This window comes from Idiomarina zobellii (genome assembly GCF_900100855.1).
In the GTDB taxonomy this organism is placed as follows: domain Bacteria; phylum Pseudomonadota; class Gammaproteobacteria; order Enterobacterales; family Alteromonadaceae; genus Idiomarina; species Idiomarina zobellii.
On record NZ_FNCB01000004.1, the window covers coordinates 93,751 to 114,115 of the forward strand.

23 protein-coding genes and 1 tRNA gene are annotated in these 20,365 nt (G+C 46.9%); 13 read left to right on the forward strand and 11 right to left on the reverse strand.

Going from position 1 to position 20,365, the window contains the following annotated elements; genetic code table 11:
• Positions 1–33: 33 nt before the first annotated feature.
• Entirely contained in the window at positions 34–249 is a 216-nt protein-coding gene (gene cspD / locus BLT32_RS05785) for a cold shock domain-containing protein CspD (RefSeq protein WP_053953580.1), read from the reverse strand.
• Positions 250–466: 217 nt separating this feature from the next.
• On the opposite strand from cspD, the gene clpS reads away from it, so the two are divergent.
• Positions 467–775 carry an ATP-dependent Clp protease adapter ClpS gene (gene clpS / locus BLT32_RS05790; protein WP_053953581.1) on the forward strand — a complete coding sequence of 103 codons (309 nt, stop codon included), beginning with the start codon at positions 467–469 and terminating at the stop codon, positions 773–775.
• 26 nt (positions 776–801) lie between these two features.
• Positions 802–3,069 (forward strand): ATP-dependent Clp protease ATP-binding subunit ClpA, encoded by a 2,268-nt coding sequence (gene clpA / locus BLT32_RS05795; protein ID WP_053953582.1) that lies wholly within the window; start codon positions 802–804, stop codon positions 3,067–3,069.
• A 50-nt stretch (positions 3,070–3,119) separates the two neighbouring features.
• On the opposite strand, the gene infA is transcribed toward clpA, so the two are convergent.
• From infA to ald, 5 genes are all read right to left on the reverse strand, one after another.
• Positions 3,120–3,338 carry a translation initiation factor IF-1 gene (gene infA, locus BLT32_RS05800; protein ID WP_053953583.1) on the reverse strand — a complete coding sequence of 73 codons (219 nt, stop codon included), beginning with the start codon at positions 3,336–3,338 and terminating at the stop codon, positions 3,120–3,122.
• A gap of 27 nt (positions 3,339–3,365) precedes the next feature.
• Positions 3,366–4,076 (reverse strand): arginyltransferase, encoded by a 711-nt coding sequence (locus BLT32_RS05805; RefSeq protein WP_053953584.1) that lies wholly within the window; start codon positions 4,074–4,076, stop codon positions 3,366–3,368.
• Positions 4,061–4,786 carry a leucyl/phenylalanyl-tRNA--protein transferase gene (gene aat / locus BLT32_RS05810; protein WP_053953585.1) on the reverse strand — a complete coding sequence of 242 codons (726 nt, stop codon included), beginning with the start codon at positions 4,784–4,786 and terminating at the stop codon, positions 4,061–4,063. Before aat ends, BLT32_RS05805 begins: the two co-directional genes overlap by 16 nt.
• A gap of 7 nt (positions 4,787–4,793) precedes the next feature.
• Positions 4,794–5,753: a thioredoxin-disulfide reductase gene (gene trxB, locus BLT32_RS05815; RefSeq protein ID WP_053953586.1), complete on the reverse strand. Its 960-nt coding sequence runs from the start codon at positions 5,751–5,753 to the stop codon at positions 4,794–4,796.
• A 158-nt stretch (positions 5,754–5,911) separates the two neighbouring features.
• The gene (gene ald, locus BLT32_RS05820; RefSeq protein ID WP_053953587.1) at positions 5,912–7,039 is read right to left on the reverse strand and encodes an alanine dehydrogenase; all 1,128 of its coding nucleotides are present in this window, start codon (positions 7,037–7,039) and stop codon (positions 5,912–5,914) included.
• A 143-nt stretch (positions 7,040–7,182) separates the two neighbouring features.
• Between ald and lrp the strand changes: the two genes are divergently transcribed.
• From lrp to serS, 6 genes are all read left to right on the forward strand, one after another.
• A complete protein-coding gene (gene lrp / locus BLT32_RS05825) occupies positions 7,183–7,674 on the forward strand; it encodes a leucine-responsive transcriptional regulator Lrp (RefSeq protein ID WP_053953588.1) in 492 nt (163 codons plus the stop codon).
• A 73-nt stretch (positions 7,675–7,747) separates the two neighbouring features.
• On the forward strand, positions 7,748–10,129 hold the full coding sequence (locus tag BLT32_RS05830; protein ID WP_053953589.1) for a DNA translocase FtsK: 2,382 nt from the start codon (positions 7,748–7,750) through the stop codon (positions 10,127–10,129).
• A gap of 3 nt (positions 10,130–10,132) precedes the next feature.
• Entirely contained in the window at positions 10,133–10,735 is a 603-nt protein-coding gene (gene lolA / locus BLT32_RS05835; protein WP_053953590.1) for an outer membrane lipoprotein periplasmic chaperone LolA, read from the forward strand.
• Between the two features lie 59 nt (positions 10,736–10,794).
• Positions 10,795–12,081, forward strand: a complete 1,287-nt coding sequence (locus BLT32_RS05840) for a replication-associated recombination protein A (protein WP_280512948.1) — start codon at positions 10,795–10,797, stop codon at positions 12,079–12,081.
• Positions 12,074–12,463, forward strand: coding sequence for a fluoride efflux transporter CrcB (gene crcB / locus BLT32_RS05845; RefSeq protein WP_053953592.1), 390 nt, complete (start codon positions 12,074–12,076; stop codon positions 12,461–12,463). The genes BLT32_RS05840 and crcB overlap by 8 nt, the downstream gene beginning before the upstream one ends.
• Positions 12,464–12,470: 7 nt before the next feature.
• Positions 12,471–13,763 carry a serine--tRNA ligase gene (serS, locus tag BLT32_RS05850; RefSeq protein ID WP_053953593.1) on the forward strand — a complete coding sequence of 431 codons (1,293 nt, stop codon included), beginning with the start codon at positions 12,471–12,473 and terminating at the stop codon, positions 13,761–13,763.
• 8 nt (positions 13,764–13,771) lie between these two features.
• Here the strand turns inward: serS and BLT32_RS05855 are convergent, their stop codons facing one another.
• From BLT32_RS05855 to BLT32_RS05875, 5 genes are all read right to left on the reverse strand, one after another.
• Positions 13,772–14,101 carry a TusE/DsrC/DsvC family sulfur relay protein gene (locus BLT32_RS05855; RefSeq protein ID WP_053953594.1) on the reverse strand — a complete coding sequence of 110 codons (330 nt, stop codon included), beginning with the start codon at positions 14,099–14,101 and terminating at the stop codon, positions 13,772–13,774.
• Positions 14,102–14,106: 5 nt separating this feature from the next.
• The gene (locus BLT32_RS05860; protein ID WP_053953595.1) at positions 14,107–14,373 is read right to left on the reverse strand and encodes a hypothetical protein; all 267 of its coding nucleotides are present in this window, start codon (positions 14,371–14,373) and stop codon (positions 14,107–14,109) included.
• Positions 14,370–14,687, reverse strand: coding sequence for a DsrE family protein (locus BLT32_RS05865; protein WP_053953596.1), 318 nt, complete (start codon positions 14,685–14,687; stop codon positions 14,370–14,372). The genes BLT32_RS05860 and BLT32_RS05865 overlap by 4 nt, the downstream gene beginning before the upstream one ends.
• Before the next feature lie 4 nt (positions 14,688–14,691).
• Complete coding sequence (tusD, locus tag BLT32_RS05870) at positions 14,692–15,036, reverse strand: sulfurtransferase complex subunit TusD (RefSeq protein ID WP_053953597.1); 345 nt, start codon at positions 15,034–15,036, stop codon at positions 14,692–14,694.
• A 76-nt stretch (positions 15,037–15,112) separates the two neighbouring features.
• Complete coding sequence (locus BLT32_RS05875; protein WP_053953598.1) at positions 15,113–15,781, reverse strand: Bax inhibitor-1/YccA family protein; 669 nt, start codon at positions 15,779–15,781, stop codon at positions 15,113–15,115.
• Positions 15,782–16,013: 232 nt separating this feature from the next.
• On the opposite strand from BLT32_RS05875, the gene BLT32_RS05880 reads away from it, so the two are divergent.
• The 5 genes from BLT32_RS05880 (at position 16,014) to uvrC (ending at position 20,345) form a co-directional block, all read left to right on the forward strand.
• Positions 16,014–16,105: transfer RNA gene (locus tag BLT32_RS05880), tRNA-Ser, on the forward strand.
• Between the two features lie 126 nt (positions 16,106–16,231).
• Positions 16,232–17,026: a thioesterase family protein gene (locus BLT32_RS05885; RefSeq protein ID WP_053953599.1), complete on the forward strand. Its 795-nt coding sequence runs from the start codon at positions 16,232–16,234 to the stop codon at positions 17,024–17,026.
• Positions 17,027–17,056: 30 nt separating this feature from the next.
• On the forward strand, positions 17,057–17,650 hold the full coding sequence (locus BLT32_RS05890) for a DNA-3-methyladenine glycosylase family protein (RefSeq protein WP_053953600.1): 594 nt from the start codon (positions 17,057–17,059) through the stop codon (positions 17,648–17,650).
• Positions 17,651–17,862: 212 nt separating this feature from the next.
• Positions 17,863–18,513, forward strand: coding sequence for a LuxR C-terminal-related transcriptional regulator (locus BLT32_RS05895; RefSeq protein WP_053953601.1), 651 nt, complete (start codon positions 17,863–17,865; stop codon positions 18,511–18,513).
• Positions 18,510–20,345 carry an excinuclease ABC subunit UvrC gene (gene uvrC, locus BLT32_RS05900; protein ID WP_053953602.1) on the forward strand — a complete coding sequence of 612 codons (1,836 nt, stop codon included), beginning with the start codon at positions 18,510–18,512 and terminating at the stop codon, positions 20,343–20,345. Before BLT32_RS05895 ends, uvrC begins: the two co-directional genes overlap by 4 nt.
• Positions 20,346–20,365 lie beyond the last annotated feature (20 nt).

Sequence of the window (20,365 nt, forward strand, 5' to 3'; positions counted from 1 at the left end):
TCCGCGCCTTTATCTTGTTTAGAGTTACCTCGGTTATTTTTCAGTGGAACCGGGGACAATGTTGGAGGCGTGTAGGCCTTTAGGGCCTTCCTCTAATTCGAACTCAACAGGCTGTCCAGCTTTCAGAGTGCGATAACCTTCCATTTCAATGGTCGAGTAATGTGCGAAGATATCGCCTTCGCGATCTTCGCTCTCGATAAAGCCGAAGCCTTTCGAATTATTGAACCATTTGACTTTTCCGGTAGCCATACATCTACTTCCTTCTTTTGCAACAGACTATGTTTATTATTATTGGAGGTGTTAACTTGAAATTAAGCCGTTCAAACACCATCTTTAACTCTAGGTGACATGAGTTATTAGTCAAGCTTTTTTGGTTAAAAAATGCGCTCTGTTGTTAAAATTTTGAGTGGATTTTTGCAAGTAATTACGAATTTTTAGACTACAATTTATGATAGGTTGTTAACAAATGAGTCAATTTGACCAACAACATCTTAGCGACACAGAGGAAAAACAAGAGCTCAAGCCACCGTCCATGTATAAAGTCATTTTGAACAACGATGACTTCACACCCATGGATTTTGTGATTGAAGTGTTGATGAAATTTTTTAAGATGGATCAGGAAAGAGCAACAGATACGATGTTGCAGGTGCATTATAAAGGTAAGGCCGTTTGCGGTGTTTATTCTGCGGAAATCGCCGAAACAAAAGTAGTACAAGTCAACCAGTACGCTCGCGAAAATCAGCACCCATTGCTTTGCACAATGGAACAAGAGTAAGTGAGTGAGACGGTAAGGAGTGGTGTATGTTGAACAAGGCCCTTGAACTGACGTTGAATGATGCGTTTCGGCTGGCACGAGAGCGCAGTCATGAGCTTATGACTGTCGAACATTTATTGGTAGCGCTGCTGGATAACCCAGACGCGTCAAAAGCGCTGCGCGCCTGTGGGGCTAATTTTCAACAACTGAAAGAAGAGTTGTTGAGTTACATTGACCGCAGTACACCGCTATTTGGCCCGGACGAAGAAGAGCCGGACACACAACCTACATTAGGCTTTCAGCGCGTTCTGCAACGTGCCGTATTCCATGTACAGTCGTCGGGCAATGCCGAAGTAACCGGAGCCAACGTGTTGGTCGCTATTTTCAGTGAACAAGAGTCCCAGGCGGTCTATTTGCTGAATAAGAACGATATTACCCGTTTGGATATCGTGAATTATATTTCGCACGGCATTTCGCGTATCGATGAAGAGCCGGCGGAAGAGTCGCTGGAAGATGAAACCATTGAAACTCAGCAGGAAGAGCAACAAAGTTATCTGCAGAAGTTCTGCACTAATCTAAACGAGCAGGCCAAAGAAGGAAAAATTGACCCGCTGATTGGGCGTGATTACGAGGTAGAGCGCTGCGCTCAAATTCTTTGTCGCCGTCGTAAAAACAATCCGCTACTGGTGGGGGAAGCCGGCGTTGGCAAAACCGCCATTGCAGAAGGCTTGGCGTATCGTATCGTCAAAGGTGACGTGCCGGAGATATTGCTGGACGCGAAAATTTACTCGCTGGATATGGGCGACTTGCTGGCCGGTACCAAATACCGGGGCGACTTTGAAAAACGCTTTAAGCTGCTATTAAAAGAGCTACAAAAGCAAGAGCACGCAATTCTGTTCATCGATGAAATTCATACCATTATTGGGGCAGGTGCCGCCAGTGGTGGGGTGCTGGATGCCTCTAATCTAATTAAACCGTTACTGTCTAGCGGTCAGCTAAAATGTATTGGCTCGACCACTTATAACGAGTTTAAGAATGTCTTCGAGAAAGATCGTGCGTTAGTACGTCGTTTCCAAAAGGTAGATGTTGTAGAGCCGTCCGTTGAAGACACCACAAAAATTCTGATGGGCTTGAAAGATCGTTATGAAAGTCATCATGGCATTCGTTATACCCAGCCAGCGATAAAAGCAGCGGCAGAGCTGTCAGCTAAGTACATTAATGAACGTCATTTGCCAGACAAAGCCATTGATGTCATGGACGAGGCGGGCGCATCACAGCGTTTGCTGCCACCGTCGAAGCGCCGCAAAACGGTGGGTGTATCTGATATTGAAAATATCATTGCGAAAATTGCACGAGTGCCTGAGCAGTCGGTCTCTCAGTCTGATCAGGAAACGCTTAAACAGCTCGACCGCAACTTGAAAATGGTGGTATTTGGTCAGGACGAAGCTATTGATAAATTAACAGCGTCTATTCGCTTGTCCCGCTCAGGTTTGGCGAACGAGAATCAGCCTATTGGTTCGTTCTTATTTGCAGGGCCTACCGGTGTCGGTAAGACGGAGGTCACTCAACAACTAGCCAAAGCTATGGGTATAGAGTTACTTCGTTTCGATATGTCGGAGTACATGGAACGCCATGCGGTCAGCCGTTTAATTGGTGCGCCTCCTGGCTATGTAGGTTATGAGCAGGGTGGCTTATTGACCGACGCGGTTATTAAGAACCCGCATTGTGTTCTCTTGCTGGACGAACTGGAAAAAGCGCATCCGGATGTCTTTAATATCCTGCTACAGGTTATGGACAACGGTACGCTTACCGACAATAACGGCCGTAAGGCAGACTTCCGCAATGTAATTATCGTCATGACCACTAATGCTGGTGTTCGTGAAACAGTAAGAAAATCCATTGGCTTTAAGCAGCAAGACCACAGTCACGATGCGATGGCGGAAATCAATAACACCTTTACGCCAGAGTTCCGTAACCGTTTGGACGGAGTAGTGTGGTTTAACCACCTGACACCGCAAGTGCTGGAGCAAGTGGTTGATAAATTCATTTGCGAGCTGCAGGCTCAACTGGATAAAAAAGGTGTATCACTGGAAGTTGACCCAAGCGCTCATGCCTGGATAGCTGAAAAAGGCTATGACAAGGAAATGGGGGCAAGACCAATGAGCCGGGTTATTCAGGAGCACCTGAAAAAGCCGTTAGCCAATGAAATTCTGTTTGGTCAGCTGTCAAAAGGTGGCAGTGTCAAAGTGAGTGCGTCGGACAAAGATGAACTTAAATTTGACTACGACAGCAACAATGAAACGGTAGAGAGCTAGAAGAAGTGCTTAAGGCCGGTTCGGTTGAGCCGGCCTTAACCCCGAACGGATTAACGTGCGCGGAAGACGATGCGGCCTTTTGTCAGGTCGTATGGAGTCAACTGAACCGTTACTGTGTCGCCCGTTAAAATGCGGATATAGTGTTTACGCATTTTACCGGAGATGTGCGCAGTAACCACGTGGCCATTTTCCAATTCTACGCGGAACATTGTGTTGGGAAGTGTTTCCAGAACCGTTCCCTGCATCTCTATATTGTCTTCTTTCGCCATTAAAATCCTCTGATTTCTGTTAGTAGCCTAAAGTGTGTGCGATTTTAGCGCTTTTTTCCAATGATTGCCAACCAGTCGTTCATATGGGGCAAAGCGAGTTTTGTAATTCATCTTATTACAGGCATCTATTTGATAGCCTAAATACAAATATTCAAGCTCTTGCTGTCGACTGTATTCAATTAGCTGCAAAATGGCATAGGTGCCCAATGAGCGCTTGTGAGCCGCCGGATCAAAAAACGTATAAACGGCTGATAGCGCATGAGGAGTTTGATCTGCCACTGAAACAGCCAGTAAATTTTCGTCGTTGTCCCGCCATTCCAGAATAAGTGGCGTCATCCAGTCACAGGATACCCAACGCCAGAAGTTAGCCGGGTCGGGTGGGTACATTTCGCCGTCAGAGTGGCGCTGCTCGATAAACTCGCAAAATAAGCGGCTGTGCTCTTCTGTAGGCTCAAGTACAACCTTTAATGATAAATCTTTATTTTTGTTTGCTATGCGTTTTTGGTTTTTGCTGGCAACAAATTCGTTAACTATCACCCGAAGTGACTCACACGCGCTGCACAGCCGGCAATGCGGACGGTACACATCGTTATGACTACGCCTAAAACCGTTCGCCATAAAGTACTCATAGGCTTCAGGGTTTAACCGCTGGTGCTCTTCCGGCACAGCGACAATAAGCCGTTCTTGCTTATCGCTCAGGTAGTTGCAGTGAGACTCCCGTGTTAATCCGAACTGCATGTGGTTACCTCTGAAAACTCGAGTACTCTTGGCAACCAGAATTGGCTAGGCATAGTTGCGCTTTGAGAGCTGTGTAATTTAACCAGAAAACGTTCACGGGACAGTTCTCGTGCTCCTAATGAAAATAAGTGAGGGTTGCCAACCTGGCAGTCAATCAGTTCACCGCCGCTTTTGTGGAAGGCATTGGCAAACTGAATCAAAGCAATCTTTGAGGCGTTAGTGGCGGTGTGAAACATACTTTCACCGCAGAACGTTTTGCCAACCGAGACACCGTACAAACCACCCACTAGCTTTTCATCCAGCCAAACCTCAACGGAATGAGCACAGCCCAGACGGTGCAGGTTGATATACGCATCCATCATTTCATCCGTTATCCAGGTGCCTTCATTGTCGGCACGTTGGCGGGCACAAGCATCAATAACCTCGGCGAATTGGTTATTAATGGTCACTCGCCATGGCTGCTTACGGGCCGCCTTTGCTAACGAACGACTGACATGAATATTGTCCGGATAAAATACAGCACGCGGATTAGGGGACCACCACAAAATAGGGTCGTTGTCTGAAAACCAGGGGAAAATACCGTGTTGGTAGGCATAGAGTAATCGCTCAGCCGATAAGTCGCCTCCAACAGCGAGTAGCCCGTTAGGCTCGTGAAGTGCTGTCGCTGCAGGAGGGAAGCTTATCGATAATGAATCAAGCTGAACGATCACGGTCGTATCAGGACTTGGTTAACGCATCCAGATAGCGTTCAGCGTCGAGCGCTGCCATACAGCCGGTACCGGCAGACGTAATAGCTTGACGATAAACATGATCCATAACGTCACCGGCTGCGAATACGCCAGGTACGCTGGTCGCCGTTGCGTTACCTTCTAAACCACTTTGGACACTGATGTAACCATTCTGCATGTCCAATTGACCGTCAAAAATGCCGGTATTAGGTTGGTGGCCAATGGCAATAAAACAGCCTGCGACGTCCAGCTCTTCAGTGCCGCCGGTTTGTGTGTCCTTAATACGAACACCTGTTACGCCAGCGTCGTCACCTAAAACCTCGTCTAAGGTTTTGTTCAAGTGGAAGGTGATATTGCCGTTTTTCTCTTTTTCATGCAGGCGATCAACCAAAATTTTCTCAGCGCGGAACGTGTCGCGACGGTGAATAACGTGAACTTCACTGGCAATGTTAGACAGGTAAAGGGCTTCTTCAACCGCCGTATTACCGCCGCCAACAACACAGACTTTTTGTTTCTTATAGAAGAATCCGTCACACGTTGCACAGGCAGATACACCTTTACCCATAAAGGCTTCTTCAGAATCCAAACCTAAATATTTAGCTGACGCTCCGGTACTGATAATAACCGAGTCCGCTGTATATTCACCGACATCGCCTTTTAGTTGGAAAGGGCGCTTAGAAAAGTCGACACTGTTAATATGGTCAAACACAATTTCAGTGTTAAAGCGCTCTGCGTGCTGCTGCATGCGAACCATCAGGTCAGGGCCGGTTAAACCTTCAGCGTCACCGGGCCAGTTTTCAACATCGGTGGTGGTGGTTAACTGACCACCTTGTTGCATACCGGTCACCATGACAGGGTCTAAATTAGCGCGTGCCGCATAAACTGCTGCGGTATAGCCCGCAGGACCTGAACCTAAAATTAATAACTTGCAATGCTTGGCGTCTGCCATCGATAACTCCTGACTGCTTGTATTCTTTTAATGTAAGATAACTAGTGTATGGGGACTGATTGTAGGGTTTGCAAGCGTGTGGAACAAGTCAAAAATAAAAAAGCCCCAGTGAACGCATTCACCGAGGCTTTTCAAAAGCTTCTAGTCGCTAAGGGGTATTAACCTTGCAACGCTTCACGTGGGTCTTGGTAGTCCAGACCTAACTGTTCACCTAAATCATCGTGAATAGCTTTGTAGGTGATTTTACCTTTGTGCATGTTCAGACCTTTCAACAAGTGGTCGTTTTCCAGCATTGCTTTCACGCCTTTGTTGGCCAGCGCAATACCATAAGGCAGGGTTGCATTATTCAGCGCGATAGTTGAGGTACGAGCCACGCCGCCCGGCATGTTTGCAACACAGTAGTGAACCACATCATCAATGACATAAACTGGGTCTTGGTGAGTCGTCGCTTTTGACGTTTCAAAACAACCGCCTTGGTCGATAGCTACGTCAACCAAGACAGAGCCTGGCTTCATGTTTTTAATGTTTTCACGAGTCAGAAGTTTCGGAGCAGCTGCGCCTGGAATCAGTACCGCGCCAACAACTAAATCTGCTTCGCGCGAGTATTTGTCGATAGCATCAACGGTTGAATAAACCGTTTGTACGCGTCCAGCGAAAATATCGTCCAGCTCACGTAAACGAGGCAGTGAACGGTCTAAAATAGTGACTTCTGCGCCAAGGCCAATCGCCATTTTCGCTGCGTTAGTACCAACAACACCGCCACCAATAATTAAGACTTTGCCCGGAGCAACGCCTGGTACGCCACCTAATAAAGTACCGCTGCCGCCGTGAGCTTTTTCTAAGTAGTGTGCACCTGCCTGAATTGACATACGGCCAGCAACTTCACTCATTGGTGCTAACAGCGGTAACCCGTTGCGGTTGTCGGTAACTGTTTCATAAGCAATAGCGGTACAACCGGCTTTACCCAATAACTCGGTTTGAGTTGGGTCAGGTGCCAAGTGTAAGAAGGTATAAAGAATTTGGCCTTCGCGCAGCATTTTGCACTCGTTTGGCTGAGGTTCTTTGACCTTAACAATCATGTCAGCGCGTTCAAAAATCTCTTCAGGCGTATCGACAATGCTTGCGCCCGCTTCTGTGTATTGTTCGTTTGTAAAACCAATAGCGGCGCCGCCATTATTTTCAACAATAACGTCGTGGCCATTTTCAACATATTCGCGAACTGCAGCAGGGGTTAATCCGATGCGATATTCGTGGTTTTTAATCTCTTTTGGTACACCAATTAGCATTGTCTGCCTCTTACTTAGTTAACGGTTTTCGGTGAAATAATTTGGCGCAAATTATAGACGCAAACCTAAGTGCATGAGTTACTTTTTTTAAGTTATTTTTTAGTGTGATATTCTATTAATAATTACTTTTTCAGAGATTTATTATGTTTAATGCGGAAATTCCCATAGAAATCACTGTTGATAAAATAGACAGGAAGATCTTACGCCTGCTGCAAGACGATGGCCGCATGTCTAATGTCGAGTTAGCTAAGCGAGTTGGACTGAGTCAAACCGCTTGTTTAGAGCGGGTTCGGAAGCTGGAACGTGAGCAAGTCATTGAAAGCTATCATGCCAAAATAAACCCTGCTAAATTAGGGGCTAATTTAATGGTGTTCGTTGAAATTACACTGACACGAACATCGGCCGATGCCTTTGCTGAATTTAGTGAAGCCGCACGTAAAACTGGCGAGATTCTTGAGTGCCACTTGGTTGCCGGAGACTTCGACTTTTTGATTAAAGCTCGCGTGCCCGATATGCGGGCTTACCGAAAGCTGCTTGGTGAAACCCTATTAATGATGCCTGGCGTTGATGAGTCTCGTACTTATGTTGTTATGGAAGAGGTCAAACAAGAAAATAAAGTATTAGTAAAGGGGTAACATTAGGGCTGACATTCGCTACAATCATGCAATTATTAAAAACAATAACTAACGAAGGCGCTACAACAGAATAATGACAGGTGTACAGAGAGTTCTAGAAGCCGGACTGCTTGTTAGCGGGGCTTTAGCTATTTTTATTTTCTTGTCCTTAGTCAGCTTTAATCCGGCTGATCCTAGCTGGTCGCAGACAGGCTATGAGGGCAGTATTCATAACGCCGGTGGTGCGGTTGGCGCCTGGGTGTCTGATGTCCTGTTGTTTGCATTCGGTTTTGTTGCATACCTTATTCCTTTTGGGTTTGCGGGCTTAGGCTATTTGTTGTTCCGCAAAACCTACCACTTACTGGAAATGGATTATTTGGCGGTCAGCCTTCGGATGATTGGGGCGTTACTAGCGCTCATTGGCGCTTCTGCGCTTTCTTCCATTAACTTTGACGACATTTATTACTTCTCCGCCGGCGGAGTTATTGGCGACGTGATTGCAGCATCACTCTTGCCGTACCTGAACTTTGTCGGCAGTACCTTATTATTACTCACGTTTTTTTTCACCGGTATCACTCTGGTTACAGGAATCAGTTGGCTGCAAGTGGCAGACAAGTTGGGGGAGTGGGCTATTGTCGGCGTATTGTGGTTGGTCGACAGAGTTAAACAGACCTGGCAAAAACGCGACAGCAACGATGACGAAGGTGAGCCAGAAGAGAACTCTACGGAAGCTTTAACCGATAACGAAGACAAAGAAACAAAATCGTTAACCAGTGATTTATTCGGCGCAGATAAGCAAGAGCCTGTATTAAGCTTGCCGTCAATTAGCGCGGTAGATGAAGAAGAGCCGGTGGAAGAAGAAAAAGCACCGCGCTTCAGCAAAGAGGCGGCCGAACGCAAGCGTCAGGCGAAATCCGCAAAGCAGGACGATAAAAGTGACGAGCCAGAAGTCGCAGAAAGCGATGTTGACCCCGAGGTGTTGCCACCTTTGCCGTCAATTGAGTTGCTGGACCGCCCCAATAAAAAAGAAAACCCTATTACGCAGGACGAACTTGACCAAGTATCGCGAACGGTAGAAACCGTGTTAAAAGACTTTGGTGTCGATGTTCGCGTAGCGCATGTTCAGCCGGGGCCGGTCATTACTCGTTTCGAGCTGGACTTAGCACCAGGCGTTAAAGTATCAAAAATTTCTAACCTGGCTAAAGACATTGCTCGTACCTTGTCGGCTGTTGCGGTGCGCGTGGTTGAGGTTATCCCCGGCAAGTCATACGTGGGGCTGGAGTTACCGAATAAGCATCGTGAAATTGTGCAGCTGAGCGAAGTTATCAATAGTGACCAATTCGGTAATAGTCAGTCGCCACTAACAATGATTCTTGGTAAAGACATTGCCGGCAAGTCTGTGGTTGTCGACCTGGCTAAAATGCCGCACTTATTGGTTGCGGGTACGACCGGTTCGGGTAAATCGGTGGGTGTGAACGTCATGATTCTGAGCTTGCTCTACAAGAGCACACCGGAAGACGTTCGCCTGATTATGATAGACCCCAAGATGCTTGAACTGTCAGTTTATGAAGGCATTCCACATTTATTGACGGAAGTGGTTACCGATATGAAAGATGCGGCCAATGCGTTGCGTTGGTGCGTCGGAGAAATGGAACGCCGCTATAAGCTGATGTCAGCTTTAGGGGTACGTAACCTGAAAGGCTATAACGCTAAGGTAAAAGCGGCAGAGGAAGCAGGGGAGCCGCTGCGGGACCCTATTTGGAAACCGGGCGATTCGATGGATGAGCTCCCCCCGGTGTTAGAGAAATTACCTAACATTGTTGTGGTTATCGATGAATTTGCCGACATGATGATGATTGTCGGTAAAAAAGTCGAAGAGCTTATTGCCCGTATAGCACAAAAAGCACGTGCAGCAGGCATTCATCTTATTTTGGCAACGCAGCGTCCGTCAGTCGACGTTATTACCGGTTTAATCAAAGCGAATATTCCAACGCGTATTGCGTTTCAGGTGTCGTCAAAAGTCGACTCTCGTACTATTTTGGACCAGCCCGGCGCTGACCAGTTATTAGGGCAGGGCGATATGCTTTACTTACCACCAGGAAGTGGCTCCCCAATACGAGTGCATGGCGCTTTTGTTGATGACCATGAAGTGCATGCCGTGGTGAAAGACTGGAAGAAGCGCGGTCGTCCTAATTATCTGGAAGAAGTTCTCTCAGGTGATCAAGGCGAAGAAGCGTTATTGCCGGGCGAGCAACAGGAAATGGATGACGCCGAGTCAGACCCGCTTTATGACGAAGCGGTTGCCTTCGTTACAGAGACGCAACGAGTGTCGGTGTCGAGTGTTCAGCGAAAATTCCGTATTGGTTATAACCGCGCTGCACGCATTGTCGAACAAATGGAAATGAGCGGTGTCGTAAGTAGTGCAGGTAATAACGGCCAGCGCGATGTTCTGGCACCTAAACCACCAAGGGACTAATTCATGAAAGCAGTATGGTTCGCCGCCGTTATGGCGGTATCAATGAATGCATTTGCCAGCGACAACAATTCGGATAAACAGGAGCTACAGCAGCTGTTAGAGCAAACTCAAAGTTTATCGGCAGAGTTCGAACAGCAAGTGAAAGACGAGCAGGGCAATGTTCTGCAAAGTTTAAGTGGCACTATGACGTTAAAGCGCCCAGCGAACTTGTATTGGCACACAATGCGCCCCGATGAAACGGTGATGGTCGCAAACGGAGAGAAGGTTTGGTATTACAACCCGTTCGTTGATCAGGTCACTATTTATGCGCAACAGGACATGGTCGATAACAGTCCGCTATTGTTAGTATTAGACAGTAATACCAACCAGTGGCAGAACTACTCGGTAACTTATACTGATGAGCGCTACCTTGTTAAACATAACAGCGATAACAGCCAGTTAGAGTTGGCTTTCGACGGCAATAAGCTCAAAGAAATTACTATGGTACAGGCGCATGGCGAGCGTACTGAACTGATGTTGAGCGACGTGGCATTAAATACTCAAATTGACGACCAGCAATTCACATTTAAAGTGCCTGCTGGTGTCGATGTGGACGATCAAAGCTAATCGTTGTGGCCAGCCTTGATCTAGATTTTCAGCCTGATTTCAAACCCCTCGCGGCGCGCATGCGCCCGCAAACCATTGAAGAGTATGTCGGGCAACAGCATTTATTAGCGCCCGGAAAGCCGCTGCGAGTGGCGGTTGAACAAGGTCATTTGCATTCAATGATTCTCTGGGGGCCACCGGGCACCGGTAAAACCACCTTAGCTGAGCTCATTGCTACTACCGCCAATGCCACTGTCAGTCGTATCAGTGCGGTTACCTCCGGTGTAAAAGACATAAGACAAGCCATTGAAGAAGCAAAGCAGGTTGCCCAACAGCAGGGACGCCGAACGATTTTGTTTGTCGACGAGGTGCACCGTTTTAATAAAAGTCAGCAGGACGCATTTTTACCTCATATTGAAGACGGCACCATTGTGTTTGTTGGGGCGACTACCGAAAACCCCGGGTTCGAATTAAACAACGCACTGCTTTCACGGGCGCGGGTGTATCGCTTGCAGGGGCTTTCAAAAGCAGACCTTGAGCTGGCCTTAAACCGAGCGCTGGAAGATACAGAGCGAGGCCTGGGGCAGCGTGGATTAAGGTTAGAAGGTGAAGCCCGGGCCAAGCTACTGGATTTAGCCGGTGGTGACGCTCGACGGTTGCTGAATTACCTTGAAGTAGTGGCCGACTTTGTTGAAAGCAGCAGTCAGCCTATTACGCCTGAGCTAATTACCGCCGCTATTGGTGAAAAGGCAACCGCATTCGACCATCAGGGTGACCATTATTACGATATTCTATCGGCGTTTCATAAATCGGTACGAGGCTCTTCACCAGACGGTGCCTTATACTGGTACGCGCGTCTATTAACGGGCGGCGGCGACGCTCTGGTCATAGCACGTAGGTTACTGGCTATTGCCTCTGAAGATATTGGTAATGCCGACCCAAGAGCCCTGCAGTTAGCGTTAAATGCCTGGGATACGTATCACCGAGTAGGCCCGGCAGAGGGTGAAAGAGCCATAGCTCAGGCCGTTATTTATTGTGCTTGTGCTGCTAAGAGTAATGCGGTGTACAATGCGTTTAAAGGGGCACTCAGGGCGGCAAAAGAGCACAGCGATGCGCCGGTACCGGAACACCTACGCAATGCACCCACTAAAGTGCATAAAGAGCAGGGCTACGGTGCTGATTACCAATATGCGCACAACTACCCAAATGCTTATGTGCCCGGTGAACGTTATTTACCGTCAGAACTGGCTGAAACGCAATTTTATCAGCCCGAGCCGCGCGGCTTAGAAATTAAGTTGCAGGAAAAGCTGCGCTGGCTACAAGATATGGATGCTAAGTCAGACTGGAAAAGGGAGCCCGATGAATAACTTATTGCTGCATTTTTTCTGCGTAGCTGCTGGCGGAGCCATTGGCGCCTCGGGACGTTACGCTATTGGCCTTGCGATGCAATCATTTGGACTGCGGGCATTCCCTTTTGCGACGCTGACCGTTAACATATTAGGCTCGTTTTTATTGGGACTGTTACTGGCGTATGGACAACAACAATCGCTGTCAGAAACAACCCGCTTATTCCTTGGTGTTGGGGTTTTAGGCGCATTTACAACCTTTTCAACGTTCTCGGTTGAGGTTGTGACGCTGGCCAGCCAGGGCGAAATGCTAAAAGCCGCTTTGCACGTCGGCTTAAACGTAATTATCTGTATTGCTGCTGTTGTTGCAGCAATGATGTTGTACTCAACAACGGTTAAATAGGACACTCATGCTAGACGCTAAATACTTCCGTGAGGAATTAGACAATACCGCAAAAGCACTTGCTAAAAGAGGCTTCGACTTAGACGTTGCTAAACTCAGCAAGCTTGAAGAACAACGTAAAGAGGTACAGGTACGTACTGAACAACTTCAGGCTGAACGTAACAGTCGCTCCAAAGCGATTGGTAAAGCGAAAGCAGCGGGTGAAGATATACAGCCATTACTGGATGCGGTGAGTGATTTGGGTGACCAGCTGGATAGCGCGAAAGAAGAACTTAAAGCGATTCAGGAAGAGCTTAACGACATTATTATGGGTGTCCCTAACCTGCCGGCAGACGAAGTGCCGCAAGGTGAAGACGAGAGTGAAAACCAGGAAGTATTAACCTGGGGCGAACCTAAGTCGTTCGACTTTGAAGTAAAAGATCACGTTGATCTTGGCGAAGCCTTAGCTAAAGGTATGGACTTTGAAGCCGCAGCAAAATTAACCGGTGCGCGCTTTGTTGTCATGCGGGGTGGCATTGCTCGAATGCATCGTGCGCTGACTCAGTTCATGCTGGATTTACACACACAAGAACACGGTTACCTGGAAACCTACGTGCCTTATATGGTGAATCAGGATTCTTTGCTGGGAACAGGGCAGTTACCTAAATTTGGTAAAGACTTATTCCACATTGAAGGGGAGTCACAAGACCAAATACCAATGTCATTGATTCCAACGGCCGAAGTACCGTTAACGAACCTATACCGTGACGAAATAGCCGACGAAGACGAACTGCCGCTTAAATTTACGGCGCATACGCCTTGTTTCCGCAGTGAAGCTGGCTCTCATGGTCGTGACACCCGAGGCCTTATTCGACAGCATCAGTTCGATAAAGTCGAGCTAGTTTGGTTAGTAAAACCTGAAGAATCAATGGACGCGCTAGAGCAACTGACCGGGCATGCTGAGACTGTGCTGCAAAAGCTGGAACTGCCGTATCGTAAGGTATTGCTTTGCACTGGCGATATGGGCTTTGGCGCCGCTAAAACCTATGATCTTGAGGTATGGTTACCAGCGCAACAGGCGTACCGTGAAATCAGCTCTTGCTCAAACATGCAGGACTTTCAGGCACGTCGTATGCAGGCTCGTTTCCGCCGCAAAGGTGCGAAAAAACCAGAGCTTATGCACACGCTAAATGGCTCTGGGCTAGCAGTAGGCCGGGCGTTAGTCGCGGTACTGGAGAACTACCAACAGGAAGACGGCTCAATAGTTGTGCCTGAAGCCTTGCGACCTTATATGGGTGGTCTTGAAGTTATTAAGGGCTAAGATTAACCCTAAATGCACTTAGCTGGTTTCGGCAGGCCCGCAATTCGTGTGGCCTGCTTAGCCGGGCCTTTCGGGAACAATTTGTAAAGGTAACGACTGTTGCCTTTATCTTCTCCCAACTGTTTTTTCATGGCTTTAACCAAAACACGCATAGCCGGACTGGTATCGAATTCTCGGTAAAAGTCTTGTACAAAATTGACAACTTCCCAGTGTGCCGGTGTCATATCAATACTTTCAAGCTCCGCAATATGCAGGGCCAGCTCTTCATTCCAGTCATCAATATTGGCTAAATACTCGTGCTTGTCGGTTTCGTATGTTTTACCGTTAAATTCAATCATGCGGACTACCAGGTCATTTGCTGCTGAAAACTGAGAACCAGTTCAACCCATTCTGCGTCCGATTTTACCACAAGGTAACTAGGTTCGGTCGCTTTTGAGCTCTCGATATCGCTTTTACGAGCATAAATAGTTTGCGCTACTGGCGAGCTGTCAGGAAGTGTTTTTAGGGCTTGTTCTGACACTAAAAAAGCATCGTCTTGCCCAAGCAGGTGGCTATGCATTTCTAACCATGCTGACAGTGAATTGTCCCGTACCCAATGCAATGTATTCATGAGAACTGCAGTACCTCGTCAAACTGATTCAGGTGTTGTTTCAGTTGTTCCATTTTTATAGTGGTAACTTCAATATTTGCCGGAAGGGCATCAATGTCTATGTCTGAGTTTGAACACAGAGCAATAGGCTCAGCATCTAATAAGTCCAACATAGCGTAACGCTTTGACGGTGCTTTCACTAATACATCAGTGGCGCTATTAATAAGAACAAGTTGTACCGGTGTGTCGAAGCTTGCCAGTGCGAGGGCCACATCGAGCGCCTCGGTAGCTGTATCTGGATTATTGCTGCTTTGTACTATGGCTATTTTTTTCATGGGACTAAAATTGTAATGTCCGGTCACTGGTGGCTATGGCTTTGGATAGGGCGGTGAGTCCTGTAGCTTGAAAGCTAGGATGAAACTCATCTATACCAATGCGCTCAGCCACGGTATGGCAAACCACCAAGGGGGTGCCAGATTGGTTTTTAAAATCACTCCATTGCTGAATCAGCGTCTCATTTTCTGCAGGTGTTTGCGCAACGGCATGATCAACCGCTTGTCGGTAAAAAAACAGGCAGGTTATTTCATGTCCTTGCTTAATAGCATTCTTAGCAAAGGTTAGAGCATCAATTGAACGTTTTTGATTCGATGCCGAGCTTTGAACAATAAGAGTTAATTTAGCCACGTCTTTCCAATGTTAATAGCTTAGATACAAAAACGCCCCGCATTGCGGGGCGCATTACATTACTTATAAATAACGATTACTCGTCGCCACCAAATGCCATTAGTAATGTTAGCAAATTGACGAACAGGTTATAAATAGACACATACAAAGTGACTGTCGCTAAGATGTAGTTGCGCTCACCACCGTTAATAATGTCGCTGGTTTGCCACATAATCAGCATAGCCATCAATGGAATCATTATTGCTGACAATGCTAAGTGCAGAGCTGGCATTTGGAAGAACAAGTTAGCAATAGCGGCAACAATAACCATGATGATACCGGCAGTTACTAAACCACCTAGCTTGGACATGTCTTTCTTAGTCGTCAGAACATAAGCTGAGGTAGCGAAAAAGGTAAGTGCGGTACCACCGAGGGCAGTAGCAACCATTTCGCCGCCGCCTGGCATTGATAGGGCCATATTAATAATTGGACCTAAGGTGTATCCCAGGAAGCCTGTCAGCCCGAAGGTGAAGACCAAGCCCATAGCACTGTCTTTGGTTTTATAAACACCAAACAGCAGACCAAAATAACCAACTAGGGTTAAAATCAACCCTGGGTGTGGCCAGTTCATTGCACTGCTAATAGCAGCAACAACGGCACTAAAGGCCAACGTCATTGCTAGTAAAGTGTAGGTGTTACGTAATACTTTATTGACGGCCAGAGCCGATTCATTCTGACCGACATATACCTGACTGCGATTGTTCATAGATTTCTCCGTGTTGAACTACTGTCTGTTAAGACGCTTTATTATTAAAAAAGTTTCCTAAATACTACAGCATAAATGGGGTCTTGGGGCAGTAATTTCCAGTAAAAAGTAGACAGTTTGTCTAATAAACGCCCAAACGATACCTTTATTTAAATTTTTCCTTTACAAGCGTAATTTAGGTCTTTAATATTCGCATCGTTCTCAACGACACAGTCATTGAAAACAACAATTCGGAGAGGTGGCAGAGCTCGGTTGAATGCACCTGACTTGAAATCAGGCGTGGGTTCATACCCACCGGGGGTTCGAATCCCTCCCTCTCCGCCAAATTTAGATGAAAAAGCCCGACTCATTGAGTTGGGCTTTTTCATTTCTGCCATTACATTCTTGTCATTCCCTTTTTAAATAGTATCCTAATCAGTAATTCAAACAGTTGTTTAACAGGGAAGCGATATGCAGTTTCACGAGACTTTAGCGTTAATTGAAAATGACAAGAACAACCAAACCATTACCTTACCTGAAGGCTGGGCGCAAGGGCGCGCATTTTTTGGTGGTTTTAGTGCAGCAATAGCAGCACAATTTTTATTGCAGCAATTTCCGAAAGACTACCACCTGCGTAGTTTTGCTATTTCTTTTGTTGCCCCGGCGGCAGCGGGAGATGCGACGTTAAATTATCGAGTGCTCCGTCAAGGTTCTTCAGTATTGCAGGTTGCCGTTGAGCTAACCCAAAATAATGAAGTGATGCTGGCTGGTTTAGCAAGCTTAGGTAAGGGGCGTCAGTCTTCAGTATCTGTCAGTGGTGAAACACCGCCAGATTTAAAGACGATTAATGATGGCCCGGGTTTGCCAGATATCGATATTGTCCCTGAGTTTGCTAAGAATTTCGATTATCGGATTACCTCCGGAGGTATGCCGTTTAGCGGGCAACCGGGGAGAACCTTTGGTGGTTGGGTGCGTTTTAGAAATGAACAGCAAGAACTGACCATAGCGGCTATTTTAGCGTTAGTGGATGCCTGGCCACCGGCCGTGTTGCCGCACTTAAAGCAGCCAGCACCCGCATCGTCGCTAACCTGGACCATCGAGTTTCCTGATAAGCCGTTAGAAAACTTCAGTACTCATGACTGGTATCAGTATGAAGCTTTTATCGAGCATGCTGAAAGCGGGTATGGTCATAGTAGGGCAGGGCTTTGGTCAGGTAACGATGAGCTATTGGCTATCAGCCGCCAGACCTTTACAGTGTTTGCTTAAGTAATTTCCCGGGTAAAACGGCGCACCACTATGAAAACAACCGCACAATCGATAAAGCAGCACCTTATAGGTACTCAACCGGGTTTCGACTTGGTGTTATTGCAATTGCCTGAGCGTGCGCCTCTTAAACCTTCAAATACGCCGGTCATTGACGCGCTACCACGGATTATTATTCGACAAATGCTGTCGCTTAAAGCGTCCGCAACCATCATTGAGCGTGCGGAACAAGCTGCAAAGTCGTTAGACCTACAATCGATTGCCTACCTTCCAACCGATAGCTTACTAAATTGTGGGGTGAGTCGCACAAAAGCGGCAGCAATTCAAAGCGTTGCTCATTGCCAGAAAACCGAGCCTGAGCGGATTGCAAATTGGGCAAGCATGACATCAGAGGCGCTTGTTAGTGATGCGACTAAGCTCAAAGGTATTGGTCCCTGGACTGCATCGATACTGGCCATGTTTCACTTTGCGCATGAAGATCTTTTCCCCATTCAGGACTCCTCATTACGAAAAGCCATCAGCCAACTAAAAGATCAGGACGTTTACATTATTCCTGAAAAAGCCACCCCATACCGTAGTTATTTAGCCTGTTATTTGTGGGACATGTTAGATCAAGCAAGACGATAAAGCCCACGCCAAACGTGCTCTGCAAGAGTAGCGCATAAAACCATCGACGTACGAATACTGCAAAATTGCTGGTTATTGTAAAGATTTGTAAAAGCAAGTTGCGAGGCTAATGAAAACCACTGAATATTCGCTCCCGAATTCGGGCAGAGGGGTACGAGTTCATCAACTTTAAGGACAATAATATAACCAATACGCAATAAGGAACATGGCTAATGAACCGTATTATTTTAGCGATACCTAACCCTATCACCAGCGCAGGGATGGCGGCTGTGATACAACAGCATTTTCATACGCAAATTGAAGTGGTTAATTCAATGAATGCGCTGAGACAAGCGTGTTACAAACACGATGATGCACTCGTTATTTTGAGCAGTCAACTCTCTGGAGTAGCAACCGTCGAGCACTGGCGACGCATTAAAAGGCGACATGTCGACTTACAGTTAATTGTCTGGGGCCGAAACCAGCAAGATATTCTTAACTTTCAGTGCGGTATTAGTCAGGTCGATGGCTATTTACTGGAATCCTCTAATAGTGACGAGCTTGTACAAGCGCTAAAGACCCTCAAAACAGGAAGCATTTATGTTGCCGCTCCGGTTGCTGAATACTTAGCGCGGAACCCGCGCAGTCGCAAGCAGCAGGGAATGGTCGATGCTCTCTCAGATAGAGAGTTGCAGGTGGCACAAATGCTAAGCCGCGGCATTCGGGTTAGAGAAATTGCAAAACATTTGTGCATCAGTAGTAAAACAATAAATACCTTCCGCTACCGCATTTTCTCTAAACTTGGCATTGATGGTGATGTACAATTGTCACATATGGCAATTCAATCGGGTCTGGTTGACCTAATTCAGTTTGAAGGTAGATGACAAATAGCAATTCAGTAACCTTTAATTACAAAGACTTTCTTCGGAACCTGACTCATCAACCCGGTGTATACCGTATGTATGATGAGTCGGGCGACGTTATTTATGTTGGAAAGGCGAAAGATCTCAAAAAGCGAGTTTCCAGCTACTTTCGAGAAAAAGTTGACGCCGTCAAAACTCAAGTTTTGGTTAAGCAAATAGCGTCAATGGATGTCACTGTGACCGACACGGAAGCAGACGCGCTGATTCTCGAAAACAGCTTTATTAAAAAATACCGACCGCGCTACAACGTTTTACTACGCGACGATAAATCTTATCCTTATATTATTTTAACCTCTCACGAACACCCCCGACTGGGTTTTCACCGAGGTGCGCGCCGAGAGAAAGGTGACTACTTTGGGCCCTTCCCAAACGGTAGTGCGGTGCGCGAGAGCCTTAATTTAATGCAGAAGCTGTTTCCAATCCGTCAGTGCCAGGACTCCTATTACCGAGCTCGTACCAGACCTTGTTTGCAGTATCAGCTCAAACGCTGTCTGGCGCCTTGCGTTAGTAAATGCACCGATGACGAATACAACGAACAAGTTCAGTTGGCGAAACATTTTCTCAATGGAAAAAATCAGCAAGTTATTGATGAGCTGGTGACAAAAATGGAGCAAGCCAGTGAGGCTCTGGAATTTGAAAAAGCGGCACGGTTTCGCGACCAAATAGCGTCTTTGCGTAAGACTCAGGAGCGCAACTCGGTTACCGGTGCGCAGCAGGAGCTTGATGTTATTGGCATGGCTCGTGGTAATGGCATGACTACCATTCAAATGATGTTTATACGGGATAACCACTTACAGGGCAGCCGCAGCTATTTCCCGAAAGTACCGGCGGACACCAGTGACGAGGAAGTTTTGCGTGCCTTCTTGCTGCAGTTTTATTTATCAGATAATGCGGGCCGAAAAACGCCCCGCGAAATTATACTGCCGGACACAGTAGAGCCCGATGAAGTGCTGGCACAAGTCATGGGGCAGGCGCTCAATCGTTCGGTGAAAATGCAAAACAATGTTCGCGGTGAACGGAAACAGTATCAGCAATTAGCGGCAAAAAACGCAGTGAATGCGCTGGAGAGCCGTCTGAACCAACAAAGCACCATGAACCGTCGTACGTCGGCGTTACAGCAGGTGCTGGATTTTGGTGTACCCATTCAACGTATGGAATGCTTTGACATTAGCCATACCATGGGGCAGCAGACCGTAGCTTCCTGCGTGGTGTTTGATCAAAACGGACCGAAAAAGTCCGATTACCGACGCTATAATATTACCGGAATTACTCCGGGGGATGACTACGCCGCTATGTCTAAAGCATTGGCAAAGCGCTATGATAAGGCTAGAGAGCAGGGCAATATACCCGACATTCTCTTTATTGACGGTGGTAAAGGGCAGCTGTCACAAGCTGAGAAGTATTTCGAGGACTGGGGCAGTGATGCCCCGATGCTTATTGGTGTAGCAAAAGGTGAGTCCCGTAAACCGGGGCTTGAAACGCTGATTATGGCGGGCAGTCATGAGACTATTCCGTTAAGTAAAGACGCCAGTGCGCTGCATTTAATTCAGCATATTCGTGACGAGTCACACCGTTTTGCAATAACCGGACACCGTCAGAAACGCGCGAAAGTGCAGAAAACATCGACTTTAGAGCAAATAGAAGGCATTGGTGCTAAACGTCGACAAACGCTTTTGAAAAATCTGGGTGGATTACAAGAGGTAAAAAACGCTAGTATTAGTAAACTTTCTAGCGTACCTGGTATTAGCCAGGCCATGGCGGAAAAAATTTATTACTCGTTTCGGGATGAGTAAAACCAAATAAGGAAACAGCG